29 protein-coding genes are annotated in these 25,458 nt (G+C 33.5%); 11 read left to right on the top strand and 18 right to left on the bottom strand.

Annotated elements, in window-relative coordinates; all coding sequences use genetic code 11:
- Positions 1-79: 79 nt before the first annotated feature.
- Positions 80-640: a hypothetical protein gene (locus AA088_RS14580; protein ID WP_046745769.1), complete on the top strand. Its 561-nt coding sequence runs from the start codon at positions 80-82 to the stop codon at positions 638-640.
- A gap of 3 nt (positions 641-643) precedes the next feature.
- On the opposite strand, the gene AA088_RS14575 is transcribed toward AA088_RS14580, so the two are convergent.
- Together AA088_RS14575 and AA088_RS14570 are read right to left on the bottom strand one after the other, a co-directional pair.
- A complete protein-coding gene (locus AA088_RS14575; protein ID WP_046745768.1) occupies positions 644-1,198 on the bottom strand; it encodes a Smr/MutS family protein in 555 nt (184 codons plus the stop codon).
- A 12-nt stretch (positions 1,199-1,210) separates the two neighbouring features.
- On the bottom strand, positions 1,211-1,450 hold the full coding sequence (locus AA088_RS14570) for a hypothetical protein (protein ID WP_046745767.1): 240 nt from the start codon (positions 1,448-1,450) through the stop codon (positions 1,211-1,213).
- A 198-nt stretch (positions 1,451-1,648) separates the two neighbouring features.
- On the opposite strand from AA088_RS14570, the gene AA088_RS14565 reads away from it, so the two are divergent.
- From AA088_RS14565 to AA088_RS14555, 3 genes are read left to right on the top strand one after another with little or no spacing between them, the layout of a single operon-like run.
- Positions 1,649-1,933, top strand: coding sequence for a DUF2752 domain-containing protein (locus tag AA088_RS14565; protein ID WP_241483425.1), 285 nt, complete (start codon positions 1,649-1,651; stop codon positions 1,931-1,933).
- Between the two features lie 5 nt (positions 1,934-1,938).
- Positions 1,939-2,265: a CCC motif membrane protein gene (locus AA088_RS14560; protein WP_046745765.1), complete on the top strand. Its 327-nt coding sequence runs from the start codon at positions 1,939-1,941 to the stop codon at positions 2,263-2,265.
- A gap of 36 nt (positions 2,266-2,301) precedes the next feature.
- Positions 2,302-2,631, top strand: a complete 330-nt coding sequence (locus tag AA088_RS14555) for a CCC motif membrane protein (protein WP_046745764.1) — start codon at positions 2,302-2,304, stop codon at positions 2,629-2,631.
- 60 nt (positions 2,632-2,691) lie between these two features.
- Here AA088_RS14555 and AA088_RS14550 read toward each other — a convergent pair whose 3' ends face one another.
- The 6 genes from AA088_RS14550 to aceB form a co-directional block, all read right to left on the bottom strand.
- Positions 2,692-3,159 (bottom strand): DUF5362 family protein, encoded by a 468-nt coding sequence (locus AA088_RS14550; protein WP_052752921.1) that lies wholly within the window; start codon positions 3,157-3,159, stop codon positions 2,692-2,694.
- Positions 3,159-4,436: an ornithine--oxo-acid transaminase gene (rocD, locus tag AA088_RS14545; RefSeq protein WP_046745763.1), complete on the bottom strand. Its 1,278-nt coding sequence runs from the start codon at positions 4,434-4,436 to the stop codon at positions 3,159-3,161. Before rocD ends, AA088_RS14550 begins: the two co-directional genes overlap by 1 nt.
- Before the next feature lie 323 nt (positions 4,437-4,759).
- Positions 4,760-5,149: a DUF6768 family protein gene (locus AA088_RS14540; protein ID WP_046745762.1), complete on the bottom strand. Its 390-nt coding sequence runs from the start codon at positions 5,147-5,149 to the stop codon at positions 4,760-4,762.
- Between the two features lie 4 nt (positions 5,150-5,153).
- A complete protein-coding gene (locus AA088_RS14535; RefSeq protein ID WP_046745837.1) occupies positions 5,154-5,693 on the bottom strand; it encodes an RNA polymerase sigma factor in 540 nt (179 codons plus the stop codon).
- 183 nt (positions 5,694-5,876) lie between these two features.
- Positions 5,877-7,154 (bottom strand): isocitrate lyase, encoded by a 1,278-nt coding sequence (gene aceA, locus AA088_RS14530; RefSeq protein ID WP_046745761.1) that lies wholly within the window; start codon positions 7,152-7,154, stop codon positions 5,877-5,879.
- Positions 7,155-7,227: 73 nt separating this feature from the next.
- A complete protein-coding gene (gene aceB, locus AA088_RS14525) occupies positions 7,228-8,826 on the bottom strand; it encodes a malate synthase A (RefSeq protein WP_046745760.1) in 1,599 nt (532 codons plus the stop codon).
- A 116-nt stretch (positions 8,827-8,942) separates the two neighbouring features.
- Here aceB and AA088_RS14520 point away from each other — a divergent pair, with 116 nt between their 5' ends.
- From AA088_RS14520 to AA088_RS14505, 4 genes are all read left to right on the top strand, one after another.
- Positions 8,943-10,418, top strand: coding sequence for a helix-turn-helix domain-containing protein (locus AA088_RS14520; protein WP_046745759.1), 1,476 nt, complete (start codon positions 8,943-8,945; stop codon positions 10,416-10,418).
- 132 nt (positions 10,419-10,550) lie between these two features.
- Positions 10,551-11,963 (top strand): 23S rRNA (uracil(1939)-C(5))-methyltransferase RlmD, encoded by a 1,413-nt coding sequence (gene rlmD / locus AA088_RS14515; RefSeq protein ID WP_046745758.1) that lies wholly within the window; start codon positions 10,551-10,553, stop codon positions 11,961-11,963.
- A 1-nt stretch (position 11,964) separates the two neighbouring features.
- Positions 11,965-12,534, top strand: coding sequence for a DUF6452 family protein (locus AA088_RS14510; RefSeq protein ID WP_046745757.1), 570 nt, complete (start codon positions 11,965-11,967; stop codon positions 12,532-12,534).
- The gene (locus tag AA088_RS14505) at positions 12,515-13,255 is read left to right on the top strand and encodes a DUF6048 family protein (protein ID WP_046745756.1); all 741 of its coding nucleotides are present in this window, start codon (positions 12,515-12,517) and stop codon (positions 13,253-13,255) included. The genes AA088_RS14510 and AA088_RS14505 overlap by 20 nt, the downstream gene beginning before the upstream one ends.
- A gap of 18 nt (positions 13,256-13,273) precedes the next feature.
- Here the strand turns inward: AA088_RS14505 and AA088_RS14500 are convergent, their stop codons facing one another.
- From AA088_RS14500 to AA088_RS14475, 6 genes are all read right to left on the bottom strand, one after another.
- Positions 13,274-13,504: a hypothetical protein gene (locus tag AA088_RS14500; protein ID WP_046745755.1), complete on the bottom strand. Its 231-nt coding sequence runs from the start codon at positions 13,502-13,504 to the stop codon at positions 13,274-13,276.
- Positions 13,505-13,514: 10 nt separating this feature from the next.
- The gene (locus tag AA088_RS14495) at positions 13,515-14,681 is read right to left on the bottom strand and encodes a THUMP domain-containing class I SAM-dependent RNA methyltransferase (RefSeq protein WP_046745754.1); all 1,167 of its coding nucleotides are present in this window, start codon (positions 14,679-14,681) and stop codon (positions 13,515-13,517) included.
- Between the two features lie 172 nt (positions 14,682-14,853).
- Positions 14,854-15,600, bottom strand: a complete 747-nt coding sequence (locus AA088_RS14490; protein WP_046745753.1) for a DJ-1/PfpI family protein — start codon at positions 15,598-15,600, stop codon at positions 14,854-14,856.
- A gap of 71 nt (positions 15,601-15,671) precedes the next feature.
- Positions 15,672-16,244 (bottom strand): Crp/Fnr family transcriptional regulator, encoded by a 573-nt coding sequence (locus tag AA088_RS14485; RefSeq protein WP_046745752.1) that lies wholly within the window; start codon positions 16,242-16,244, stop codon positions 15,672-15,674.
- A complete protein-coding gene (locus AA088_RS14480) occupies positions 16,245-17,144 on the bottom strand; it encodes an alpha/beta hydrolase (RefSeq protein ID WP_262494936.1) in 900 nt (299 codons plus the stop codon).
- 137 nt (positions 17,145-17,281) lie between these two features.
- Entirely contained in the window at positions 17,282-18,115 is an 834-nt protein-coding gene (locus tag AA088_RS14475; protein ID WP_046745750.1) for a DUF5694 domain-containing protein, read from the bottom strand.
- A gap of 523 nt (positions 18,116-18,638) precedes the next feature.
- Between AA088_RS14475 and AA088_RS14470 the strand changes: the two genes are divergently transcribed.
- Together AA088_RS14470 and AA088_RS14465 are read left to right on the top strand one after the other, a co-directional pair.
- Positions 18,639-19,370 carry a class I SAM-dependent methyltransferase gene (locus tag AA088_RS14470; RefSeq protein WP_082106780.1) on the top strand — a complete coding sequence of 244 codons (732 nt, stop codon included), beginning with the start codon at positions 18,639-18,641 and terminating at the stop codon, positions 19,368-19,370.
- A complete protein-coding gene (locus AA088_RS14465; protein WP_082106778.1) occupies positions 19,367-20,038 on the top strand; it encodes a ZIP family metal transporter in 672 nt (223 codons plus the stop codon). Before AA088_RS14470 ends, AA088_RS14465 begins: the two co-directional genes overlap by 4 nt.
- A 23-nt stretch (positions 20,039-20,061) precedes the next feature.
- Here AA088_RS14465 and AA088_RS14460 read toward each other — a convergent pair whose 3' ends face one another.
- Entirely contained in the window at positions 20,062-20,403 is a 342-nt protein-coding gene (locus AA088_RS14460) for a zinc ribbon domain-containing protein YjdM (protein ID WP_046745749.1), read from the bottom strand.
- A gap of 96 nt (positions 20,404-20,499) precedes the next feature.
- On the opposite strand from AA088_RS14460, the gene AA088_RS14455 reads away from it, so the two are divergent.
- Complete coding sequence (locus AA088_RS14455; protein ID WP_046745834.1) at positions 20,500-20,928, top strand: DUF4268 domain-containing protein; 429 nt, start codon at positions 20,500-20,502, stop codon at positions 20,926-20,928.
- Positions 20,929-21,006: 78 nt separating this feature from the next.
- Here the strand turns inward: AA088_RS14455 and AA088_RS14450 are convergent, their stop codons facing one another.
- The 3 genes from AA088_RS14450 to AA088_RS14440 all read right to left on the bottom strand — a co-directional run bounded on the left by AA088_RS14450 (position 21,007) and on the right by AA088_RS14440 (position 25,354).
- Entirely contained in the window at positions 21,007-21,450 is a 444-nt protein-coding gene (locus AA088_RS14450; protein WP_082106776.1) for a LexA family protein, read from the bottom strand.
- A 10-nt stretch (positions 21,451-21,460) separates the two neighbouring features.
- Entirely contained in the window at positions 21,461-22,726 is a 1,266-nt protein-coding gene (locus tag AA088_RS14445) for a Y-family DNA polymerase (RefSeq protein WP_046745747.1), read from the bottom strand.
- 132 nt (positions 22,727-22,858) lie between these two features.
- Positions 22,859-25,354 carry a zinc-dependent metalloprotease gene (locus tag AA088_RS14440; protein ID WP_046745746.1) on the bottom strand — a complete coding sequence of 832 codons (2,496 nt, stop codon included), beginning with the start codon at positions 25,352-25,354 and terminating at the stop codon, positions 22,859-22,861.
- Positions 25,355-25,458: the final 104 nt, after the last annotated feature.

Genomic DNA, 25,458 nt, shown 5'->3' with positions numbered 1-25,458 from the left:
TTATTTACAATAAGTTTCGTTATAAATAGAGTTTTCTCCTATTTTTGCTATTCATATGATAATATTTAAGTCTTTTTTGATGAAAAAATTTTGCTTGTTTTTTGTGTTATTGACGGTTTTTGTAAGTTGTGATGATGGAGATCTTACGTTAGAAGAGATTGATTTGACTTCAACTGCCAATGTACAAGCGTGTATAATGGAAAATGAAGAAACTCAAGAAGGTGTTACTTTGTTGTTTAAAATCAATGGGACTGAAACTTTAATCCTTGAAACTTCAGATGATGTTTTTATCAATGAAGAAACTGATTTTCAAGAAGTAGATGGAGAAATGGTTCCTGTACCTCGTACTAAAACATTAAATACAAGTCAAGCATCTTGCTATTATAGAAGTTTTAACGAAAGTATTGGTAGTTCCTATTTTTGTGATGAACTTCCTTCCAATATTAGTTCTAATTTAGAATATGTTGCTGTTGCAGGCACACTTGAAGTTACTACTGTAGAAATTTTGAATGGTTCTGTAGTAGAAAGTTACGAACACACTATCCGATTAAGAGAAGTAGTATTTACAGGAGACAATGGACAAGATGTTCGCTATGGCCTTTTTGAATTTGGAACTATTAAGACTGCTGTTACTAATTAATCTTTATCTTGGATTTTGATATATATAGACTTCGGTTGCTCCTAATCCGTACTTTTGATAGTTTGCGTCATAATAGTTGATATTGTCGTATCTACCAAATAAGTATTCCAATTCTAGTTTCAACACACCTTCGCCAACTCCGTGAATAAATACAATTTTAGGAATTCGGTTTCGAATGGCAAATTCCAACTGTCTCCTCGCAGTATCCAATTGTAACTCGAGCATTTCATGATTGCTCATTCCTTTATATGAATTTGTTAATTGATGGATGTGAAGATCAACTTCCAAAATATGTTCTACACGTTCTTTTTTCGACTTCGGTAGCGTTTGTTTTTTTCTTTTTCGAACTTCTTTTTCCTGCATTGCTGAGTGAATTTTTTGAAAAGTCAAATCGCCCGCAATTTCATCGGTTTGTACTTTTACCAACTCATTCGCTTCAAATTTCAACGGAAAACCTTCTAGCGTTTCAATAGTAATGGTTGTGTTATCTATTTTTGTTACAACTCCTTTAATAATATCATCAATCGTTTCTACAGGATCACCTACTTCAAAATTCATCTTCAATTCTTTTTATTCTTCCTCGTCTTTCCAATATTTTTCACCATTAAAATACTCTTGATCTTTGTATTCAGTATGTATATTTGATTTTTGCAATGAAATCATTCGATATACTCCAAACATCAGTACTACAACGGCAAGTATAGTGGGTATAATTGGTTTTTTTTCAAAAAAATATTCTCCTAAAAACAAGAATCCTGCACTAAAAAGCGCTAGTGCAAAATAAATGGTTGTCGTGTATTTTTTCTTCACTCTACTACTTTGTTTAACTACAAAAGTACTACATTCTAACTAACAATACATTTTTGTATATTGAATTGATTTAATAAATCATTTTTATGGTGTAACAAAACTCCCCAGAACAATACTTATTGCACATAGAGATATAAAAACATATTTTTTTAAGTAGTTTTACAGAACTAATTCTATATTATTTTGAATTTTTTACTCTTGCTTTCAATAGAGGATTATATGCTTCCTTGCCTGACAAAACAGTACTTTGGTTTTGACTGTTTTGGTTGTGGTATTCAACGTGCATTAGCTTTGATAATGCGTGGAGAATTGGTAGCTGCATTTAAAATGTATCCTGCTATTTACACTTTACTTCTTTTTTTTGGAGTAGTTTTTATTAGTATCTTTTATAAATTCAATAATTCGCAACGCCTAATTCGAATTTTAGCTATTATTAATATTTTAATCATTATTATTAATTTTTCAATTAAACATCTTTTATAAGTGCCATGAAAAAAGAATTAAACACTACAGTATCCTATGTCTTATCAGTAATTAGCCTTCTTTGCTGTTGCTTTGGTGGTTTGGGATTTATTTTAGGAATTCCTGCTTACTACATTGCTGAAAACAATTTAAAAAAATTAGAAACTGAGCCTGATAATTACCATGGTGATATTAATGCGATGAAAACGGCTAAAATTGTAGCTTTAATTATATTAATCATCAACATTTTACATTTCTTGTATACTGTTTACTATTTTATGACAGGTGGTTGGGACGAATTTATGATTGAGTGGCAAAAAGCAATGGAAGAATTTGAACGTAATAGACAATAAAATAAACTTTTTTAACTAATCAATATAACTATTATTATGGAACAAAGAAATTTACCCAATGCTACGCTAATTGTTGTTTTAGGAGCATTATCAATCATTGGTTGTTGTTTTTACTACGTCGGCTTAATCCTTGGATTAATAGCTCTTTATTACGGTTTTAAAGCAACTAAACTATATAAAGAAGATCCTTCGGCTTGGGACAATCATTCTACAGTTGTGATTGGAAAAGTTTTGGCCATTATTGGAATCGTTTTAAATGTATTAAGTATACTTTTTGTGGTTTGGGCTATTACGACTTTTGGTTGGGAAGTTGTTCAAGATAAAGAAGAGTTTCAACGAGTTCTTCAAGAATATTTTCAACAATAAAATTAAAAAAAGCGGATACAATATAAGTATCCGCTTTTTTATTTATTGAGTTTTTCTTAATTACTGTAACAAAGCAGTTACAAGTCCTATTCCAAATAGCAAAATATAAATTCCGACAATGATTAATACAATAATTCCGATGAATTTATAGTGTGATCGTAAGTTCGAAAATGCAGCTGTAAGATCTTCAGTACTTTTATCAATCAATGCAGACTTCATTTTACGAGAAAATTTATATAAATACAAGATTGGAAAAAAGTAAATGATTGCAATAAGCAAATACACCAAACCAAAGTACCATGCAGGCATACCAAGTTCGTGAAAAGGATTTAAGTTACTGCGAACATCTACTAGCATCACAAAGAAGAAAACAGCCATAAAGACAAACAGTCCTACAATTACAAACCCAACAATAGACAGTACGAAAGCCCATTTAGAAGTTTCACGTAAAAACTTTTTAGAACTTTCATTTAATCGAAGTTCAAAGTTATCAAAAACCGAATTATTTTCTTCTTTGCGAATAGGCACTATTCAAATTTTTTAAGTGTTTTTGTAATTATTGAAACACACTCAAGCAACTGATCTTTTGTCATTACTAAAGGCGGTGCAAAACGGATAATGTTTCCATGTGTAGGCTTTGCTAATAATCCATTTTCCTTTAGTGCTACACAAATATTCCACGCTGTGTCACTATCTTCCGTATCATTGATTACTATTGCATTCAATAGTCCTTTTCCTCTCACTAAGGTAACAATATTGCTTGTTTCAATGTATTTGTTCAGTTCACTACGGAACAATTCTCCTAGTTGATATGCATTCTCCGCCAATTCTTCATCAGCTACTACTTCCAATGCTGCCATTGCCACAGCTGCTGCTACAGGATTTCCTCCAAAAGTAGAACCGTGATTTCCTGGACGAATTACTCCCATAATATCATCATTTGCTAATACTGCCGACACTGGATACGCTCCGCCAGATAAGGCTTTTCCTAAAATTAAGATATCTGGTTTTACCTCTGGAGTTCCGCTACAGTTTTTCTTTTCACATGAACAATTTCCACAAGTTGCTAATAATCGCCCAGTACGAGCAATTCCCGTTTGTACTTCGTCAGCAATGAATAATACATTGTACTGCGCACATAATGCTTTTGCTCTAGCCAAATACCCTTCTGATGGCACATATACACCTGCTTCTCCTTGAATCGGCTCTACCAAGAAACCTGCTACATTTGGATTGTTTTTGAGAGCCTCTTCTAATGCTAATATATTATCGTATTCTATTTTGATAAACCCGTCTGTATACGGTCCAAAATTCTTGCGTGCTACAGGATCATTAGAAAATGATATGATTGTGGTTGTACGTCCATGAAAGTTGTTTTCACAAACAATAATTTCGGCTTCGTTCTCTGCAATTCCTTTCTTTTCGTAAGCCCATTTTCTACAAATCTTTAAAGCAGTTTCTACCGCTTCAGCACCTGTATTCATAGGTAATAACTTGTCAAAATTGAAATACTCTGAAGCAAATTTTTCATAGCGTCCCAGCATGTCATTATAAAATGCACGAGATGTCAGTGTTAACGTTTTTGCTTGAGAAACCATAGCATCCACAATTTTTGGATGACAATGCCCCTGATTAACAGCAGAATAGGCAGATAGAAAATCATAATATTGTTTTCCTTCTACGTCCCAAACATGGACACCTTCTCCTCTACTCAAAACCACTGGTAGTGGATGGTAGTTGTGTGCTCCATACTTGTCTTCTAATTCGATTGCTTTTTGAGATGTTAGTTGTTCTAAAACAGCCATTTTAATAAATTTTTAAGTGAATAAAATAACCATTCCTACTGTACCTTTATCCTTTCGAAGAACTCGAAAATTCAGCGTGGGAGAGAAATCATCCCTAGAGCTTGCAAAATACTAAATATTCATTTTGAATTGAAATTTATTATGGCAGATTTTAACATTATAATTTATTAGTATTATTTAAATGTGAAGAATTGCAGTAGTTATCAGCTCAAACATATATATTGATGCTGTTAAAAGTTAAAAACAATATGCCATTTTAAATACATCCCAACAGGTCTCATTGTAACATTATTCCTCGATTGAAAAAACAATTCATACTAAACTTAATTTTTATCTGAAAGTTTGTTGGACAGAATTGAAATTTGCAATTCCAAACGCTTAATTTCTCTAATCTGTGTATTCTTGTGCATTTGCATCCAAACAAATAGTTTAATCATTGCCATAAATGACCACGCTATAAAGCCAAAAACCGCCCATCGAATCAATTCATTGGTAACATCGGTATTAAAAAACTGAACAGCGCAATACACGAAAAAAGCAAATCCTACCAAGTTTACCACATTCATCACGACTGCTAGCCATGCTAGTTTTCCTTTAAAAGTACTTCCCAACATCCCTAAAAGCCCTTGTTCTTCAAGCTCGTCATAAAATTTAGCTTCTTCTTCTGTTAATGTCTCTTTGATTAACTTATCAATGTCTTTTTCTGTACTCATGATTTTATTTTTTTAATTGTTTTTTTAATTGTTCTCTTGCATGGAATAATCTGGATTTTGCGGTACCTTCTGAAATCTGTAATGTATTTGCAATATCTTTTAATGAGTATTCATCCACATAAAACAGACGAATCACTTGTTGATGATGTATTGACAACTCTTGAATAGCACTTCGTAATTGTTGTTTTACTTGTGAATAATCTGTTGAAGGCAATTCATGAATGGTTTTTGTAACTTGATATGCATCGTTTTGCTGTTGTTGTTTCAAACGATTCCTTGTCCAATCAATTGCTTTTCGATGCACAATACGTAATGACCAGCTTTTAAATTGTGTAGGATCTTGTAGTTTTGAAATTTTATTCATGATTACATTCCAACTATCTTGCGCTATGTCTTTTGCTACCTCAACATCTTTAACTATGTAATACGCATGATTACAAAAGCGTTTGTGAAATCGTTTGACCAACTGTGTCAACGCTTCAGAATTGCCAAGCACATATTGTCGTACCAATTCACTAGCTTCTGTATGATCATTTTTATGCATAAAAAACATCCTGTTTTATTATACTGACGTAGAAAGTTTGGAAAGGTTCATTTTTTTTAAGATTTTTTTGCTACAAAATCGCAACACATATCAAACGTTCGGAAAACTAAAGAAAGATAGACAAAGAAAAAGCTTCTGCAAAACAGAAGCTTTCTTATCGAAAAAAATTCAAACTACTTACACCTAAAACTGTGCAACTTCGGTACTGTCTTTCATCGCAACAGTACTTGATGCCCCAGCAGTTACTGTATTTTGCACAGCATCAAAATAAGTAGTTCCCACAAAACCTTGATGTTTTACGGCATTGAATCCGTCTTTTTGCAAAGCAAATTCACGTTCTTGTAATTCTGAATAACCCGCCATTCCTCGTTCTTTATAAGCTTTTGATAATTCGAACATGCTTGTATTTAGCGCATGGAAACCTGCCAAGGTGATAAATTGAAACTTGTATCCCATTGCTGCTAATTCTTCTCTAAAGGTTTCCATTTCTGCAACACTAAGTTTTGCTGCCCAATTGAACGATGGTGAGCAATTGTATGCTAGCATTTTTCCTGGGTATTGCGCATGAATTGCTTCTGCAAATTCCCTTGCATACTCCAAATCAGGGTTGGAAGTTTCCATCCAAATTAAATCTGCATACGGCGCATAACTCAATCCGCGTGCAATTCCTTGTTGAATTCCGTTATTTACATTAAAGAAACCTTCATTGGTACGCTCTCCAGTAATAAATTTTGCATCTCTTGTATCTATATCACTCGTCAATAAATTTGCAGCATCCGCATCTGTACGTGCAATAATTAATGTTGGCACTCCCATTACATCTGTAGCCAAACGAGCAGCCACTAATTTATTAATAGCTTCTTGCGTTGGCACTAATACTTTTCCTCCTAAGTGACCACATTTTTTTGCAGAACTTAATTGATCTTCAAAGTGTACACCTGCTGCACCAGCTTCAATCATTGCTTTCATGAGCTCAAATGCATTTAGATTTCCACCAAAACCTGCTTCCGCATCCGCTACAATTGGCACTAAATAATCTAATTTTTTTTCTGCTCCATTAACACATTGAATTTGATCGCGACGTAATAGTGCGTTATTAATTCGTTTAACCACCTGAGGAACACTGTTTGCCGGATACAACGATTGATCTGGATACATTTCACCCGCTAAATTTGCATCTGCGGCAACTTGCCAACCACTTAGATAAATAGCTTCTAAACCTGCTTCTACTTCTTGCACTGCTTGGTTTCCTGTTAATGCTCCCAAACCTGCCACAAAGTCTTGATCATTTAGTTTTTGCCATAACTTTTCAGCTCCTAAACGTGCAATACTGTGTTCAATTTTGTATGAGCCTTGTAATTTCACTACTTCTTCTGCAGTATATGGGCGTTCAACACCTTCCCAACGAGGATTTGTAGTCCAATCTGCAATTAATGCTTGAATTCTGTCTTGAGATTTCATAAATTTGTGTACTGTTATTTATTATTAATAATTAGATCCTGTTGATTGTTGCCGCAATCGCAGGATTGTTTTTTTATAAATATTGATATGCCGGAAGCGTTAAAAATTCTTCAAATGCTTCTGTAGTAACAAGTTTTTTAAAGAGTGTAATTGCCAAACTGAATTTGGTTGAAGGCAGTGTATCTTCTCCTATTTCTGTAATCAATTTTTCAACCTCATCATCAAATATATCTTTGAACAGAGTGTCATCAAACCTTCGTCCATCATCAAGGATTACTTCATTTTGCAACCATTGCCAAACTTGTGTACGAGAGATTTCAGCCGTGGCTGCATCTTCCATTAAATCATACAATGCTACTGCTCCAAAACCGCGCAACCAAGCTTCGATATACAAAATCCCCACATTGATATTTTTACGAATTCCTTGCTCTGTCACAGTTCCCAAAGGAAGTTCTACCAAATCTTTTTCTGTAATGTGAATATCTTCTCGCATTACATGCAATTGATTCGCCAAAGGCATGTGCTTATTAAATTCGTCCATCGCAACTTCTACCAAGGCAGGATGTGCTACCCAAGTTCCATCATGTCCATTTTTAACTTCACGTTCTTTGTCTTTTCGTACTTTTTCTAATGCAATTTCATTGGCGTAGTTATTATTCTTTATAGGAATTTGGGCTGCCATTCCTCCAATTGCCAAAATTCCACGTTTGTGACATCGTTGAATGACCAGTTTGGAGTATGCATCCATAAACGGTGTAGTCATTGTAACTTGATCTCTATTGGGCACCATAAAGTTTTTATGGTTTCTAAATTTTTTGATGTAAGAGAATATATAATCCCATCTTCCACAATTTAGCCCTACAATATGTTCTTTTAATTCATAAATGATTTCGTCTAATTGAAAACTGGCTGTAATGGTTTCAACTAGAACTGTTGCTTTAAAAGTTCCTTTTTTTACCTTAAGATACGCTTGCGCAAATTCAAATACATCATTCCACCAACGTGCTTCCAAATAGTGTTCTAACTTTGGTAGGTAAAAGTAGGGAGCTGTATTGTTTTGGAGTAGTGTTTTGGTATTGTGAAAGACATATAACCCAAAATCAACTAAGCTTCCAGAAGTTTCTTCTCCATTGATAAGGATGTGACACTCATTTAAGTGTAATCCACGCGGACGCACTAATAAAACTGCTACGTTTTCATTCAATTTATATGATTTATCGCGTTTCACATCATATAAAGAGATTGTTCGTTTGTTGGCATCCAATAAATTTTGCTGTCCTTCAATCACATTTGCCCAACTTGGAGCATTGCTATCTTCCAAGTCTGCCATAAATGTTTTTGCTCCAGAATTTAATGCATTGATAATCATTTTACGATCCACTGGTCCGGTAATCTCTACACGTCTGTCTAATAAATCTTGTGGAATTTCCGCCGCTTTCCACTCGCCTTCTCGTATATTTTTTGTTTCTCTTGGAAATTCAGGAAATCGTCCTTTATCAAACACCTCTTGTTGCAACTTCCGCCTTTCCAACAGTTCTAATCTACTTGCATTAAACTTTTCATGCAAAGCAATAATAAATGCTAATGCTTCATCATTTAGAATTTCAGGATAGTAGTTTTTCACTGTTTTAGCGAACTGAATTTTAGATTGTTGTAATAAAGTTTCTTCCATGACTCATAATTTTATGCAACAATATTAAAACTTTTTTTTGAATTTAGCGAACGTTCGCTAAATTATTTTTATTCGCTAAAAAATTATTGTTCGCAAATTGTTTTATATTTGTCTTTATGGAAGAAGAATACATCAAATTGATTTTTGGCTTGAAACTCAAGCAAATTCGTACTGAGAGAAATTTATCCTTGTTCGGACTTTCCAAATTAACAGGGTTGTCAAAATCATATTTAAACGAGATTGAAAAAGGAAAAAAGTTTCCAAAAACAGACAAAATTGTCGTTCTTGCTGAAAAGTTAGAAGTCCCTTATGATCATTTGGTGTCATTGAAGTTGGATAAAAATTTAGCTCCTATTGGTGAAATTCTTCAATCCAAAATCCTTAAAGAGATTCCGCTTGAACTGTTTGGAATTCAAGAGAGTACTTTAATTGACATTGTTGCTAATGCACCCGTTAAGGTAAATGCTTTTATTAGTACAATAATCGAAATCGCTCAACATTATAATTTTAGCCGAGAAAGTTTTTACTTGGCTTCTGTACGTTCATTTCAAGAAGCAAACAATAATTATTTTGACGATTTAGAGCAAAAAGTAGTAGCGTTTGCCAAAACATATCAAGTTGATTTGACAAAACGCATTTCTTCTCAAGAATTGGAAGATATTTTAGTTGAAGAATTTGGATATACCATTAATAATGAAGAGCTGACCAAGCATCACGAGTTGGGAAATTTACGCTCTATTTTTGTTCCTAAAACAAAAACATTGTTGCTATCTAATCATATTGACGACGCACAACGTACATTTATTTATGGAAAAGAATTAGCTTATCATTACTTGGATATTGAAGATCGATTGTATACGTTTTCTTGGATTAAGTTTGATAATTTTGACCAAGTACTGAATAATTTTTATGCGTCCTATTTTGCGGGCGCATTAATGATCCCACGAGCTTCGTTAACTCAACAATTGACAAATTTATTTGAGCAAAAAACTTTTCAAAAAAATGCTTTTTTACAATTGATTGCTAACTATAATGCGTCACCTGAGGCATTTTATCAACGTTTAACAAACATTTTGCCTAAAGATTTTAACATCCAAAATTTATTTTTTCTTCGTTTTACTCACAAAAAAGGCTCTGAAAAGTTTCATTTAAAGAAAGAGTTACATCTATCACATCAACATTCGCCACATGCAAATGAAACAAATGAACATTATTGCCGTCGTTGGGTTTCTTTGGATGTTTTGAAAACTATTTCACAACAAAACAAATCACATGTATTTGACCTTCAAATCTCACACTATCCAGAAGACAATATGAATTATTTAGTACTTTCTTCCGCTACTAAAGATCCTTTTAAAGAAAATCAGTATCGCAGTATTAGTGTAGGTTTATTGATTGATAAGCAGTTGCAACGCAAGTTATCTTTTATAGAAGATAATGCCATTCCAACCAGAAATGTAGGCGTCACATGTGAACGCTGTGCGATTACAGATTGTGAAGTTCGGAAAGCGGCACCAATTATTCTACAGAAAGAAGAAAAGTATCGTATCACAGAAAACGTTGTGAATGACTTGATGGAGAAGTTTGAGTAGCTAAATGTTGAATTATATCTTCTACTACACAGAAAATAATCTGATAAACCATCAACCAAAACTTTTCACACTTTTTTAAATATTGACTGTATAAATTAGCTGTATATTTATTGCTATTGTTATTTTTGCCGAATGGGAAGAAAGAATCGTAAGAAATTGTTTGAACAAGTAGCTGTAGTTGACACCGCTACGAAAGGAAAATCGGTTGCCAAAACAGAAGATGGCACCGTCATTTTTGTTCCAAATGCCGTTCCTGGTGATGTGGTAGATATTCAAACGTTTAAAAAGCGACGCGCATATTATGAAGGGAAAGCGGTAAAGTTTCACTCACTTTCTGACAAGCGTACAGAACCTGTATGCGAACATTTTGGTGTGTGTGGCGGTTGCAAATGGCAACATTTGGCATACGAACATCAATTGTTTTACAAACAAAAAGAAGTATATAATAACTTAACTCGCTTAGGAAAAATAGAATTGCCTGAACTCACACCAATTTTAGGAAGTGCCAACGAATATTTTTACCGCAATAAAATGGAGTTTTCGTTTTCCGACAGTCGTTGGTTGACGCAAGAGGAAGTAGATTCGCAGGAAGATTTGGGTAGTAGAAATGCACTCGGATTTCATATTCCTGGTATGTGGGATAAGATATTAGATATTAATAAATGTCATTTACAAGCAAATCCTTCAAATGCTATTCGAAATGCAATTAAAGAGTTTGCGACAGAGAATGATTTACCTTTCTTTAACACACGCAATCAAACAGGTTTGTTACGCACCTTGATGATTCGCACCTCATCAATTGGAGAAGTGATGGTATTGATCCAATTTTATAAAGATGAGCAAGAAAAACGTGAATTATTGCTAAATTACGTACAAGAAACATTTCCTGAAATTACATCGTTGTTGTATGTAATTAACGAAAAGGGCAATGACACCATTTACGATCAAGAAGTGATTTGCTATCACGGTCGTGATCATATTTTTGAAGAAATGGAAGGTTTGCAGTTTAAAATCAATGCGAAATCCTTTTACCAAACCAATTCTGAACAAGCATATGAATTGTATAAAATCACACGTGATTTTGCAGGTTTACAAGGAGATGAATTGGTTTATGACTTGTATACAGGAACAGGAACTATTGCACAATTCGTTTCTAAAAAAGCAAGAAAAGTAATTGGTGTCGAGTCAGTTCCAGAAGCCATTGAAGCTGCCAAAGAAAACGCCAAACATAATACTATTACCAATACAGAGTTTTATGTTGGTGATATGAAAAAAGTGTTCAACGCTTCATTTATTGAAACACATGGCACTCCTGATGTAATTATTACTGATCCGCCACGTGATGGCATGCATGCTGACGTAGTAGAACAAATTTTAGCTATTGCACCAAAAAAAGTCGTATATGTAAGTTGTAATAGTGCTACACAAGCTCGTGATCTTGCTTTGATGGATAATTTATATAAAGTAACCAAAGTACAAGCGGTGGATATGTTTCCGCAAACCCATCACATAGAAAATGTTGTACTATTAGAAAAGAGAAAATAATATGATTAAAAAATATTCCGTTCTTGGAAGCATTCTATGTTTACTCATCTTAACTAGCTTGTTTTTTTCATGCGAAAAAGATGATATTTGTGTAGAAGGTACAATAACAACTCCTTTACTAGTCATTGAGTTTTTCGATGCCAATAATACCAGTGGCGAAGAAGTTGCTAAAAATGTAACCAAACTTTGGGTAGAAGCTGTAAATCCTAACACTGACGATAATGGTGTAATTGTAGACCCCATACAACTATCTCCTCAAACAACAAATACTGTTAGTATTCCGCTTCGAACTCAAGACGATAGTACTCAATATCGCTTTATTTCTAATTACGAGTTAGACGATATGGGCGGACAGTTAGGAAATGAAGATATCATAACATTCAACTATACTACACGAGAAATTTTCCTTTCAAGAGCATGTGGCTATATTACCAATTATACCATGAATGTTTCAAATGGTGCTGTTGTCACTGATGATGGAAACAATTGGATCAACCCAGCTTTTGGTATACAAGTTTCAGAAATTAATATTCAAAATGAAAACGTTACACATGTCAAAATATATCATTAGTATTCTTGCGTTTTTTGTGGGTAGCGTAAGTTTTGCCCAAGAAACTGGTACTCTAAAAACAAATGATTCTATTCCTGCCAAAGAAACGTATGGACTTCGTGTTGGAGTAGATATAAGCAAACCCATCCGTATGTTACTTGAAGATGATTATCAAGGATTGGAAATTGTTGGGGATTTTAGAATTACAGATAAATTTTATATAGCAGCAGAACTAGGAACTGAGAAAAAAACAGTTGATGAAGACCAAATTAACTTTACTACTGAAGGAAGTTTCATCAAGATTGGTTTTGACTATAATGCTTATGAAAACTGGTTTGGAATGCGAAATTCTATTTATGTAGGATTGCGTTATGGATTTAGTACACACAAGCAGACATTAAATAGTTACACTATTTACCAAACCAATCAACATGTAGAAGGTGAAGATTCATTATTATTAATGCCTGGTACAGAATTTTCTAGCTTAAACGGTCATTGGGTAGAAGTTGTTGCTGGAATTAAAGTTGAAGTACTACAAAACATATACATGGGATTCAGTCTTCGTTTGAATCGCTTGTTAAATACAAAAGAGCCTGAGAATTTTCAAAACCTTTTCATTCCAGGGTTTAACAAAGTTACCACCGACAATAATGTGGGCGCAGGATTCAACTATACAATCAGTTATTCAATTCCAATTTATAAAAAGGCAAAAAAGAAGAAAAAAGAAAAGGATACTGACTAATAGTCAAGCCCTTTCCTATTACATTTCTTTATGACCTTTGGTAAATATTGAACTCATTAGTACTTTTTCTTTACCTCCTTCATTGACAACTGCAAATTTTGGAGCTAAGATACTTGCTATTACGGCAGATATCAACGCCAACCACAAGGTATTTAATTTTAGAACAAAACCAATTGTGAGACGAAATGCTAAAAAGATCAACATAAACGCAATAAAATTGTATAGTATGGCTTTCGTTTTAGGTTTCATAAAATTTTCTTTAGGAATTATTATCTAGGTATTTTGCTTTTTTACTTCCGGCATACATTTCATACTTCACTAATCGAGACTCAAGCTTTCCATTAAACACTTTTATTTTTCTCGACGGACGTAATCCAACAGATTTTAAAGCTTCCATATTTGAGGTAATAAACCATGCATCTGTATCGGCATATCCATGCTTTAATGTATTCCCTATTTGTGCGTAAAACTCTTCCATATTAATGTGCAAACGCTCCCCATAAGGCGGATTGAATAGTATATGAAGTTTTCCTTCGGTTTCTTTCTTTGTTTCAAAGAAATTTGCTTGTTGTATTTGTATATACTCACTTAGATTTGCATTGCGCACATTATCTTTTGCTTTATGTACCGCTGAAGGAGCCTTATCGTATCCGTAAATATGATGATGAAATTCACGAACTTTGTTTAGTACTGAATCTTCTATCGTTTCAAACAAATCAACATCCCAATCTTGCCATTTTTCAAAGCCAAATTCTTTACGATTAATGTTTGCAGGGATATTACATGCAATCATAGCAGCTTCAATAGCAATGGTTCCGCTTCCGCACATTGGATCGAGCAAATCACACTGTCCGTCCCAACCCGAAAGCATAATTAATCCTGCTGCCAATACTTCATTGATAGGAGCAATATTAGTAGCTGTTTTATATCCACGTTTATGAAGTGATCCACCAGAACTGTCTAGCGAAATTGTACATTCATTATGTTGAATATGCACATGAATTCGCAAGGTTGGGAATTTTAAATCAACATTAGGACGCTTGCCCTCAGTGTTTCTAAACTTATCAGCTATGGCATCTTTTACTTTAAGGGCAATAAACTTAGAGTGTGTAAATTGTGTAGAAGAAACCGTCGCATCAATTGCAAAAGTATCATTTGCTGTCAAATATTTGTCCCAAGGCATTTTATACACCTGTTCATACAACTCTTTTTCACTGCGTATAGAAAAATATCTAATAGGTTTTAAGATTTTAATTGCAGTACGCAAACATAAATTAGCTTTGTACATAAAGCCTTTATCGCCACGAAAACTTACATTTCGAGTTCCTTTGCGCACATCTTGCGCTCCCAATTGTAGTAATTCCTTCTCCAGTAAGTCTTCAAAACCATGCATGGTTTTGGCTACCATTTTAAAATTTTCTCCCATGTACTTTGTCATCTATCTGCAAAAGTACATTAAATTGATGATTCACCTGTTCGAAAATATAATTTGTGTACTGAATAAGTAATGATAGTATTTGATTTTCTCCTTTCGAAATACAGATTTCGAATTTAAATACTAGTTTTTGTTCATTTAAAACACACATCACATCTGTACATTATTTTTTCCAGTTTTGAAGTCGGTCAAGATATAAATAGCCCTCTACAAAGACTCTATGCTCAGTACTTGTCATTTTTTCTAACAAGTGTAAGGCAGAAATATAACTTGCCAAATTGCCATTAGACGAGCTAAACTTTCCATCTTCTACAAAAGTTACTATACTGTCATTTTGTACTTTTAGATTTGGATAATCTGTTTGCAACTGTGTTCCTCCTCCAATCCAAGTAACAATTTTATGTCCATCTGCAATACCCGATTTTCCAATTAACTGAGCACCTGCACAATTACTTACAATATATTCGGTTTCTTCGTTTTTCTTTTTAATGAAATCAATTATTTTTTGATTGTTCACTTGCCCATACATATCGTAGGCGCTTGGCACAAATAGTGCTGTCAATTTTGGACAGTTATCAAACGTAAAGTCGGGCACAAACTTCATTCCTTCTTCGGTAATAATTGGAGCTTGGGTTTCTGCAATGGAGATAACATTAAAAAGTTGCTTTCCTTCTATGTCTAATTTTGCAAACACATCTGATGTAGCAATTACTTCTCCTTGCAAAACACCATCATACATTAAAAGTCCAATGGTTGGAAGCTCTTTATTAAAAGGACGAACATGCGTTGCCGCTGTTTTTGTATTGCTAGTTGTTTGGGTTGTTTCTGTCGTAATTTGTGAAGATGACTTATCTGAATTACAACTAAAAGTAACAAGACCAATGACGCACAGTACGAGTATTTTTTTCATGTTTAATATTGTTTTAAGCAAAGGTCTGTCCTTTTTACTTAAAAAAACTTAATCATGATTAAGAAATGTATTTACTTTATTTTGGCTTTCACTTTGCTTACAAACTCTGGCGACATACCTAGGTAAGATGCAATCATATATTGTGGGACTCTTTGTGTAAATTCTGGGTTTGCATCTATAAAGAAACGAAATTGTTCTTCGCCTGAGAGACTGTATATGTATTCAATTCTTTTTTGAATAGCGATATACGTTTTTTCCATAATTTTTCGAAATAATCGTTCTATGATTGGTACTTTTTCACATAATTCATCAAAATAAGCCTCCGGTAATTCAAGTAATTCTGTATTTTCAACGGCTTGTATATTCAATTGAGAAGGTATTTGGTTTATTAGACTTTCATATTCGGTTATCCACCAATTATCAATTCCAAAATGTATAATTTGTTCGTTGCCTTTATTGTCAAAATGAAATAAACGCACACAACCTTTAATGATAAAGTATCTCGATTTACAAAATTGACCTTCTTTTAGTAAAAATTCTTTTTTCTTTATTTTTTTAGAATGTAGATATGTTTGAAAAATAGCAATTTCAGCTTCCGTAATAGAAACATATCTTTTTATGTATTCAATTAAATTGGGATGCATTTAGTGTGTATTCAAAATTTGAATAATTTGGTTTAAAGAATTCCTTGCTTCTTTCATAACTGGCAAGAACGGCCATATATGTGGCATATGAGCTCCTTCAATTACTTCAACAGAAATGGCTGCTTCCTTCATTTTAAGTGCTGCATGTTTTGCATCTGGATACGTTATATCATTTTGAGCAAGAAATAAAAATGTATGCGGAAATTTTGTAAAACTACCGTATAAAGGAGACAGTATAGGTGCTTTCAAATCTATTGTTCCTGCGCACATTTTTTTGGCACTCAACACTCCTGCTTTGGAAAGCATTGGGTCTTTTTTTTCTAATAATTCAATAGCTGGATTTGACATACTTGCATCCATTACTGGCGACACCAAAATGATTTTTTTAGGACTTTTTATGTTGTTTAACACCAATCGTTGTACGAGAGCTGCGGTTAAAGTACCTCCAACAGAATCGCCTATGATACAAATATGATTTGCCGAGTATTTTGTTAAGGCCTCAGTATATACTGCATCAATATTGTTTGATATTTCTTTGATTTGATTTTCAGGCGCTTTTGGATAATTTACCATCCAAAGAGTATGCTGTGTGTGTTTTGCTATATATGCTGCCGTATCCCAATGATGTTGTGCAGGACCTGAAATAAATGCACCTCCGTGTATGAAGATTAATAGATGTGTTGAATGTTCGCTAGCCGTTATTTCGGTTACCTTCGTTTTTAAAACTGTAAACGTACGCAATTGATGCTTTTTGAAGAAAGCTCCTTTAGGAACAGGAACATCTTCTTTCCTAACCTTTTTATAATTTATAGGATCTTTACTGAATTTCTTTTTAATTCCTTTGAGTTTAATAACCCATAAAGTAATATAATACGTTATGCTTTGTTTCATTAATCTAATTAACCTTTTGCAGTATGGTATGATACGGTTTTACGTAGATATTTATAACAAAAAAATGAACTTTCTTTATTATTGATGTGTTAAAGTTAGCAAAACGAACTGAGTTTTAAGTAAAGAAATATATGTTATTACTTTTATTAGAAATTAGTATACTCTTCAGCATTTTCTAAATGATAGAGAGAGCTATTACCTATAAATTCGTCTAAATATGCCGTATGTGTTGTTCCTAAAATGATTAATACTCTATCATCTTTTGATAGAGGAATTGCTCTAAAATTAGTGTACATCTGTAAATTTCGTTTATAAAATCCAGCAACAATTTCAGAACCCTCATATCTTTTTTCTTCTGTTTCATAGGTGGTTGCCAAAAAATTATACAAATCAAACGTTTCTCTTTTATACTCTGTACTGTTCATTTTTTTAAATTGCTCTAGTATATCAAGCTTATAAAAGCCTTCATAACCATCCAAAATATTTTTTAAAAAGATACTATCTTCTTTTTTAGTATTGGCCATTTCCACTAACCTTCCCCATTCCAACCCTGACGGATTATCAATTCCGTATATTCTTTTGGTATTTGAAAGCCTTCCAACCTCAAGTCCTAATACATTAACTTCTTCCGACCAATTTAAGCGATGCGTTTGATCTTTTATATACTTTTTATAGGTTGCTGCAATGTGATCATTAGATTCCCAAGGAATTTCAATACAAATCACCGTTGGCTTAAAAGCGACCAATTTGTCTATAACTTTTTGTAGTTTGTGCTTTACAACAGAATCATTACTATTGGTTGTTGATGCATAAGCGTCTCCGCTTCCACTTAAATGCATTGTTCCAAAATTGAGCACCTTTACTTTATTAGTATCCTGTTGTTGTACTGCCTGTTGTTGTTTATACTCTATTTCTTTACTTTCGTTTTTAGTGCATCCAAAAAAAGTGATTATTATTAGTGCAATTATAGTTTTCTTCATTTAGCTTATTTTTTAAGTTGAAAACACACCTATATTCTATGGCATATTTACAAATTAAAACTAAATGAATTTTAGCAAACCTTATGTTAAAAATCAAATTATTATATGCTGCATTTTATATTTAATTATATCCAGTAATATTTTTTTGATTCACATAACATTATCAATCCTTTACTGAAACTTTCATGATTTTTATAGTTAATAAAATGTATGTGATATACTAAAAACGTTATATAAAAAATGTCATTACCGAAACTTTCTAAACACTAGTCATAGAAAACTCTCGAGAAACATCTCGATAAAGATTATCTCGTAAACGTTGATTTTTCACCTAAAATTGAATCTTTTTGAAATTATTTACTCAATACAACGACTGTAAAAAATGTAAAATAGTGTAATTTTGCGCTTTGTTATTTGTTACGATAAATTAAGCTAACATAAAAGTTTACTAACTGTATTGAATACAAATAATATACACTGAATAGCGTTGACGTGTATCAACGAAAAACCCATAAAAAATACTATGCAAGAAAAGGAAACAAAGTGGTATGCATCGTGGTTTGACACACCGTATTATCATATTTTGTACAAAGATAGAGGTTATGACGAGGCAGAATCATTTATGAAAAATTTAGTTGCCTTTTTGAATTTACCTGAAAAAGCCACTATTTTAGACTTGGCTTGTGGAAAAGGGAGGCATTCAGTGTTTTTGAATTCGATGGGATACGACGTAACAGGTGTTGACTTATCTCCTAATAGTATTGCATACGCTTCTCAATTTGCAAACGACACATTGCGCTTTGAAGTACACGATATGTGCAAGCCTTATCCAAAACAGTTTGATGCTGTATGTAACCTATTTACCAGTTTTGGATATTTTGAACATGAATCTGATAATTTACGCACACTACAAGCTATTAAAGCAGAACTGAATGAGTACGGCTTTGGTGTAATTGATTTCTTGAATGCCGATTATGTTATTGAAAATTTAGTTCCACACGAAGTCAAAGAAGTAGAAGGTATTACGTTTACATTACACCGATATGTTAAAGATGGATTCATTTATAAAGAAATTCGATTTGAAGCTGACGGACAAGAACATTTGTATACTGAAAAGGTAAAAGCATTGACGCTACAAGATTTTGAATCGTATTTTACTGCTGCAGGTATTGATTTATTAGCTATTTTTGGAGATTATAACTTAGGAAAGTTTGATCAGAAAACTTCCACAAGGCTGATAATGATTTTTAAATGATGCATTATTTACTTCCTATTATTGCCGTATTACTCGGTTTTGTTTTTGTAACGGTATTTCGATTACGCAACAAAAAACACATGAAGTTACTACTTGCCTTTAGTGGTGCTTTTTTGTTGGCTATAACAGTATTTAATTTACTTCCTGTTGTTTTTGGGCATTACCAAAATAGTTATGGTATTTTTATCATGGCAGGTATTTTGCTGCAAATTTTCTTAGAATTCTTTTCAAAAGGAGCTGAACACGGCCATGTACATATTAAGAAAGATCGCAGCACGTTTCCATGGTTATTATTTTTAAGCTTAAGCGTACATGCGATATTGGAAGGCTTCCCTATGCATCATCACGATCATTTGGTATATGGAATTGTGGTACATAAAATTCCTGTTGCCATTTTATTGACTACCTTTTTTTATGAATCAAAAATGTCCAAACTTTCTATTTTGAGCTTCTTGGTATTGTTTGCATTTATGACGCCATTGGGTAGTTTCTTGTCTGAGCAATTGACTTTTTTAGAAGCATACCAAAATGAAATCTCTGCATTGGTTATAGGTATCTTTCTTCATATTTCTACTACGATTTTGTTTGAAAGTTCAGAAGGACACAAGTTCAATTTAACCAAACTATTAGTAATTATTACTGCTACAGTAATTGCTTATTTTATATAACGTAAGGACGTATGTGTGCAATACTACGCCTTTTTAACAAACTCTGATTTGAGTGCCATAGCACCAAAACCATCTACTTTACAATCAATATTATGATCGCCTTCTTTTAAGCGAATGTTTTTTACTTTCGTTCCAGCTTTGATAGGTTTCGGAGCTCCTTTAACAGGCAAATCTTTTACTACGATTACCGAATCACCATCTGCTAGTTCATTTCCATTTGCATCTATAACAGTTAGAGAATCGTCTGTCGTTACTTCTTCAGGATTCCATTCGTGTGCACATTCTGGGCATGCATATATTCCAGTTCCTAAAGAGTATCCATAAGGAGATTCACATTGTGGACAAGGTTTCATTTCGTCAGACATCGAGTATTGTGTATTTAATTAATGTACGTTCTATTTTGTAAATATTCTGCCAAAGATATAATATCTTTGGTACTCGAAAGTGATTATTTTATTTTAATGTTTAGTAAAGCCGAATCAAGAAAGTTACGAGAAGATTTTTGGATCTCATTTGGGAAGTCATTTCCGCGAAAGTGGGTTTTGTATAATACAAAGATTAAAGATTTTTCATTTAAGTTTTATTTTGACACAAAGAAAGCAATGGTTTCACTAGATATTGAAGACCAAAACTTAGAAAACCGTATTAAGTATTGGGAAAAGATGATTTCATTGAAAACTATTCTGATTGAAGAGTTTCTTCCTGAAGCTATTTTTGATGAGGCATATATTTTAAAAAACGGAAAAGAGATTTCTAGAGTATATATAGAAAAGCACAACGTTTCTATTCATAATAAGAATACTTGGCAAGAAACTATGGTTTTTCTCAATGAAACCATGCTGCAATTTGAAGCTTTTTATTATGAGTACGAAGATTTTATTAAGGCTTGACTTCGACAAGCTCAGTCAGCTTTAATTTTTGACATATTAGACCTGTTGAATGTTAGATTTGTAGACTGTTTATATTTATTACACTTTCTTAATTACGTATGTGACAATTCCCCATATAAGCAATTGCTTGTCTTTAGTAATCTTAATGGGTTTGTATTTGTCATTGGCAGGCATTAAATAAATACAGTCGTTTGTTATTTTTAAACGTTTTACTGTAAATTCACCATCTACATAACATACTGCAATTTTTCCATCTTTGGGAGAAATACTTTTATCTATGACTAATAAATCATCATGATCTAATCCTGCACCAATCATTGACTCGCCATTAACTCTTGCATAATAGGTACTTTGTTTATCCTTGACTAATTCTTCGTCCAAACTGATGCGCTTGTTTCTAAAATCGTCTGCTGGTGAGGGAAATCCCGCAGAGATTCCTGCTTCTACAAATTCGAGTTGTGTATTTCCTTGTCGCGTTTTGTAGAATGTTAACAATTTGTCATTTTCTTCCTTCTTCATCATGTGTACAAAATTAAATCGTAGCACAGTTTAAAACAATAATGTCTTTAAATTTTGTGGTGTATTCGGGAGATAAGTAAGCTTGTCGCATTTTCCAAGTGCGCTGTAAATCTTGGTTTCCCATCTTAATTTTTTGCACACCATACTTTCCATTTAGGGCATCCATAGCTGCCATTAATTTTTTGTGTTTCGGGTTTTCATTTTGAAATAAATCAAGCTGTAATGCATTCGTATCAACAAGTCCTGTAAGAATAACACCTGCTCTTTTATAGGCTATTCCGGGTTTGTATATATCGGCAAGTGCTTTTAAAGCATATTGATTGATAATAAGTGTTGAATTGGTAGCATAGGGTAAGGTAAGCACCCTTTTTGATCTGACATAGACATTATTGTGCTTGTTTCGATCGCTTCTAAGAAATACCATGATTACATTGCAGGAAGAATTTTGTCCTCTTAATTTTTCAGCACAACGAGAAGCGAATGTCACAATACGTTCTTTTAGATTTTCGCGATCTGAAAAGGTAAATTCAAAGCTTCGAGTGGTCGCAATGGCCTTTTTGTGCACTACAGATTCTTCAAGTTGAATAGTAGGCTTTCCTTCTAAATCTTTTTTGAGGCGTAATCCTATAATTGACATGTTTCGTTTTACCCAATCATCAGCAAGTTGCGTAAACTCATATGCCGTGTGTACATTTTTGTTTTCCAAGCGCTTGGTATTACCTACTCCGATTCCCCAAATAGCTTTTACAGGAAGCCATTTAAGCATTTTGATGCGTTTTTCTTCAGAATCAATTACGTGACAGCCTTGGGTTTGTTCAGGAAATTTTTTGGCAATATTGTTGGCTGCTTTGGAGAGTGCTTTTGTAGGAGCAATTCCGATACTAACAGGAATTCCTGTGCGCTGATAAATGTATTGTTTGATATGAAGACCAACGACTTGATAGTTTTCTGAATATGGTAATTTGACAAAGGCTTCATCAATACTATATACTTCTACTTCTGGAGAAAAATCTTCTAGAAGTTTCATTACTCGTTCGCTCATATCTCCATATAGTGAATAGTTGGAGGAACGGATTTGTATATTTTTTTCAGCAATAAGTGTTTTGTATTTGAATAGTGGTGCACCCATCGGAATTCCTAAAGCTTTTACCTCTTTACTTCTAGAAATTACACATCCATCATTATTTGATAGAATTGCCAACGGTTTATCTATTAAGCTTGGATCGAAAGCTCTTTCGCAAGAAGCATAAAAACTGTTACAGTCAATTATTGCATACATATTTAAGGGGAATTTTGTATAAAAATACATGCTAACCGTTTTTTTTAGAAGCTAAAAAAACTAATATTCCTGTCTTTGCAGTAAAAAAAAAGCAACCCGAAGGCTGCTTTTTTGGTTTTATGTGAGATCGTTTTATTTTGGATCTAGTATTGCATCAATACGTTCAATAGCATCACGCAAGTGAATTTTGCTCATAGTATCACTTGTACGACCAATTGCGTTTCTGATATTATTTTTTAACGTAGTTAGTTCAGCACGAACTACAGCTCTTAAGTCAGACTGACTTGTGTTTAATGCTGTAGATTTTACATAGGCACCGCCTCTACTTTTACTTTGATTTTCAGCAGTCATTAAATATGCCAATCTGTCAATATGTGCTCTTTGTAAGTTACGACGATACGCATCAATTTTTTTACCAGAACGTAACTCAGTCCAGATTCCGTTACGTAAATCACGCATCATGTCTAAAAATTTATATGCATCATTTTCATTGAGCGTTTCATTTTCCATAACACGTGCAAGTCTTCCTAAACTTAAAATTCTATTTAATGTACGAACTTGCATTCCGCGAATACGTTCAACAGCTCCAGAATATTGAGTTTTTTCGAAAATGTCTTGATTAATTAACCAATTTGGCGTTTGGAACAATTGCTCATTAATGAATTGCAAAGCTCTTTTTTGATTTACTTTGTCAACATGAGTATATACAGCTCCTTCTTGATCGTATGTTTTGTAGTGTTCGTATACACCTCCAATATTTGAGGAAACATGTCCCATATAACGATTAAACTGCCCTAATACTTGTCCGTACATTTCTTCCAAATCGTCATAATTTTTACCATCTTCTGCTGTCCACTTAATCAAATTAGGAACAATTCGCTTTAAGTTTTTAATACCATAATCACTAGCTTTCATTGCGTCGTCACCAAGGTCTTCTGTTTGCGAACTTGGATCAACTACATCTCCTACTTGTTGGTGTCCGAATCTGTATAAAGGATCTCCATCTTTTTCAAGAATCCATTTGTCTAAAATTGCTTTTTCTTCTTCTCCTGTTTTTGCTTCTAATATAGGACGATATCCCCAATTGATTGCATATTTATCATATGGTCCAATATTTGGCATTAAGGCTACTCCTTCATCTCCTGGTTGCGCTACATAATTAAAACGTGCATAATCCATAATAGATGGAGCTGTTCCAAACTTTTTGGTAAATTCAGCATCTCTTAATTTATCTACTGGATAAGCTGCACTACTTCCCATATTGTGAGGCAAACCTAAAGTATGACCAACCTCGTGTGCAGATACGAAACGAATTAATCGTCCCATTACTTCATTTTTAAATTCTAGAGATTGTGCCTCTGGGTTGATTGCTGCAGTTTGTATAAAGAACCAATTTCTTAATAGACTCATTACATTATGATACCAATTGATATCACTTTCTAATATTTCTCCACTTCTTGGATCACTTACGTGTGGTCCGTTTGCATTTGGAATTGGTGATGCCAAATAACGTACCACCGAATAACGAACATCTTCAGGGCTCCAGTCTGGATCTTCTTCAACAGTAGGAGGGTCTTTAGCTATAATTGCATTTTTAAACCCTGCTGCCTCAAATGCAACTTGCCAATCTTCAATACCTTGCTTAATGTATGGTTTCCACTCTTCTGGTGTAGCTCTATCAACATAATAAACAATTGGTTTTTTGGGTTCTACTAGCTCCCCTCTTTTAAATTTTTCAATATCTTCTTCCTTAACTTCTAGTCTCCAACGATCTAAAAAAGTTATGGTTTTACTTTTTTGAGCTTTAAGTCCGTAATCAATTTGATTGCTAGTGAACCAACCTACACGCTCATCAAAATAGCGTCTTTTCATTGGTTCTTTTGGCAATAATATCATAGAATTGCTCATTTCAACCGAAATAGAACCAACACTTTCGTTTGACGGTGGTGCGCCCGCATTATATGTTTTGATGTGACGTGCTTCAATATTTAATGGATAACTTTTCAGCTTATCAATATACGATCTTGAATCATCTAATCGAGTAATTTTGTATTGTCTTCTTCTAAATTGAGGAATCCCTAATGTACTTATATCCTTTGAAAATAAAGGTGTTACATCAATAACTGTATTTAAAGAGTCTTTACTAAACGCTTTAATAGGAAATGCATATAAAATAGGTTCAAAATTAGAGTTGACCACCGCTTCATAAACTGGCAAAGAATCTGCCGCTACTACTCTGTGTGAAACAACTCTTAATAAAACTTGCTTTTTATTCTTCTCCCAACGTAGTACTTGCGTATTCTGTTTTCCTCCTCCAAAACCTAAGCCTGAAGCAGTTTTAGCAATTCTTGTAACCATTAACATTTCTCTATTAAAAAGAGAATCTGGTATTTCATAGTAATATTTATCGTCTAATTCATGAACAGTAAATAACCCTGAATCACTTTTAGCATCTTTAGTAATAACTTTACTATATGGCTGAATGCCACCTTTTTTTGGCATCTTAGAAGGTTGTTTTGCCGAAGCTGTTGCTCCTTTTTTACTTGCAGAAGCCTTTTTAGCCGTCGAACAAGAAGTAACAGAAATCAGCAAAATCCCCAAAAGAAATAATGGTAATTTTCTTAACATAGATTTGATTAATTAGTTTTCTGCGTTAAATTAACAATAAGCATAGACTAATTGACTATTTACGGAAGACTTTAAGATATCTTTAACTTGATTTTAAGGAATAG

Source organism: Kordia zhangzhouensis (assembly GCF_001005305.1).
Lineage (GTDB): Bacteria > Bacteroidota > Bacteroidia > Flavobacteriales > Flavobacteriaceae > Kordia > Kordia zhangzhouensis.
The sequence above is the reverse complement of the archived record's forward strand: the minus strand, read 5'-3'. Positions and strand labels throughout refer to the sequence as shown.